A 2,788-nucleotide genomic window follows, 5' to 3' on the forward strand; every position below is an offset into this window, starting at 1 on the left:
CGACGTAGACGTCGTCGCTTGGTGCATCGATAGTGATCGAGGCTTCTTTCGAGCCAGCGGCGATGGTGATGGTTTCACCGTTGCTCAGCTTGATCACCAGGTCGGTGCCAGCCTTGTTGGTCAAGGTGGCGGTGTAGGTGATCTTGCCGCCTTCGGCCACTGTCGGCGTAGCAGACAGGGTCAGGAAGGTGCTGTCCTCAGAATCTGGTCCGTCTGTGACGGTGGTGCTGATCTCTGTCTTGTCCAGAGTCAGCTTTTCAAACTTCCACGCATCTGCACCGCTGACCGAGTCGATCGCATTGACGACAGGCTGACCGCCTACATAGATGTCATTCGGCGCGGTCACGGTGATCGAGCCGGTGGTGCTGTTGGCCGGCACTACAACAACGGTCTTGCCGTCGCTGAGGGTGAAATACAGCGTCGAGTGGCTATTGATCGGCAGGCCGTCTTTGCTGGTCAGCGTGACGGTGTAGGTAATCTCGCCACCTTCGGTGACGGACTCGGTGGCCGTCAGCTTGGCCACCACTTCGTTGATGGTGTCGGTTACTTTCACCGACGCATCGCCGCCCAATTGCAGGTTTTCGAAGCTGCTGCCTGCGGTATCGGCCGCCGACTTGAGGCCCACGCTGATTTCGCCAGCATCCTGATAAACGTCTTCACCCTGCTCGGCGTGGGTGTACTGCACGCTGGTTTCGCCCGCCTTGATAGTGACCTGGGCATTGTTGCTCAGGGTCACGACCAGATCGTGCGCCAGAACGGTGTTGATCTTCACGGTGAAGGTCGGGTTCTGGTTCTCGAAGACCGACTCCTGATTGGCCTCGATGGTGACCTTGACGATATCGCCGCCAGGGCCTGGGGTTCCGGGCTCGTCAGTCACCGTTGTGCTGACTTCGGTCTTGTCCAAGGTCAGTTTTTCGAACTTCCACGCGTCTGCACCGCTGACCGAGTCGATCGCGTTGACCACTGGCGCATTGGCGCCCACGTATACGTTGTCCGGCGCGGTCACGGTGATCGAACCGGTGGTGCTGTTGGCCGGTACCACAACAACGGTCTTGCCATCACTGAGGGTGAAGTACAGCGTCGAGTGGCTGTTGAGCGGCAAGCCGTCTTTGCTGGTCAGCGTGACGGTGTAGGTGATCTCGCCACCTTCGGTGACGGACTCGGTGGCCGTCAGCTTGGCCACCACTTCGCTGATGGTATCGGTCACCTCGACCGAAGCGGGACCGCCCAGCTGCAGGTTCTCGAAGACTCGCCCGTCGACATCTGCCGCCGACTCGACGCCCAGACTGATCTGGCCGGCGTCGTTATAGACATCATCGCCCTGCGCGTCGTGAGTATACGGCGCGCTGGTATCGCCAGCCTTGATGGTGACCTGGGCATTGTTGCTCAGGGTCACGACCAGGTCGTGTTCCAACGGGGCATTGATGCGTACGGTGAAGGTCGGCTTGAGGTTCTCAGCCACCGAGGGCTGGTCGGCGGTGATGGTGACCTGTACCAGATCGCCCTGGTTACCAGTACCCGGAATGCCGGAGCCTGGCTCGTCGGTTACGGAGGTGGTGACGGTATCACCGCTGAGCGTCAGCTTCTCGAAGCTGTCCGCACCCGATACGGATTCCAGCTTGTTCGCGATAGCCGCCTGACCACCGACATAAACGTCATCGGCGACCGTGATGGTCGCGGTACCCGACGCGTTGTTGGCCGGGATGGTGACTTTCGTCCCATCACTCAGAGTGAAGGTCAACGCGCCGTGCTGAGTAACCGGCAGACCCTGCGTGTTGGTCAGGGTGACGGTGTAGGTCACCTGGCCACCCTCGGCTACGGAGGCCTTGTCGACGGTCAGAGTAGCGACGACTTCACTGATGGTGTCCGAGATTTCAACGGTCGCCGGCCCACCAAGGTCCAGCTTCTCGAAAGTGGCACCCGATACGGTAGCGTCTGTGACGCTGAGGGTGACAGAGCCAGCGTCTTTGATTACGTCATCACCCTGGGCCGAGGTCTTGTACTCGACTTCGGTCTTGCCAGCTTCGATAGTCACGGTGTCGCCGTTGGACAAAGTGACAGTCAGAGGACGGTCCAGTGCCTGGCTTACTTTCACGGTGAAGGAAGGCTGCTGGTCTTCGGTCACATTGCCATTGCTGACGATGCTTACGGTGACAGTATCGATACTGTCACTGATCACAGTCGAAGCTGGTGTCGGGTTCGGGGTCAGCTGCTCGAAGTTGCCGCCTGTGGCGCTTTCGATGGTTACGCTGACGGTCGAGCCGTTGTTGTAAACGTCGTTGGCCGGGGTCTGGAAGTCAACACTGCCCTGGGTTTTACCGGCTTCGACGGTAATTGTCTGGCCATTGGACAGGGTTACGGTCACCGGGGTTTGAGCCGGGTTGCTCAGGGTCACGGTGTAGGTGATGACGCCACCTTCGGTCACCGACGGGCTCGCCGTCAGGGTCGCGGTGGTGGTGTCGATCGAGTCGTTGATGGTGGTCTGAGCCGGGGTCGGATTCGGCACCAACTGCTCGAAGTTACCGCCGGTCGCACCGGTAATCGTGGTGCTGACGGTCGAGCCGTTGTTGTAGACGTCGTTGGCCGGGGTCTGGAAATCGACGCTGCCCTGGGTCTTGCCGGCTTCGACGGTGATGGTCTGGCCGTTGGACAGGGTCACGGTCACCGGCGACTGGGCCGGATTGCTCAGGGTCACGGTGTAGGTGATGACGCCACCTTCGGTCACCGACGGGCTCGCCGTCAGGGTCGCGGTGGTGGTGTCGACCGAGTCGTTGATCGTGGTCTGAGC

At 60.3% G+C, this 2,788-nt stretch carries 1 protein-coding gene; it reads right to left on the bottom strand.

All coding sequences use genetic code 11. The features are described from left to right. Positions 1-2,788: immunoglobulin-like domain-containing protein (locus tag CAG46_RS27420; RefSeq protein WP_371919197.1), on the bottom strand; the 2,788-nt coding region annotated here is incomplete at both ends.

This window comes from Pseudomonas sp. B23(2017) (assembly GCF_002113725.1).
Lineage (GTDB): Bacteria > Pseudomonadota > Gammaproteobacteria > Pseudomonadales > Pseudomonadaceae > Aquipseudomonas > Aquipseudomonas putida_Z.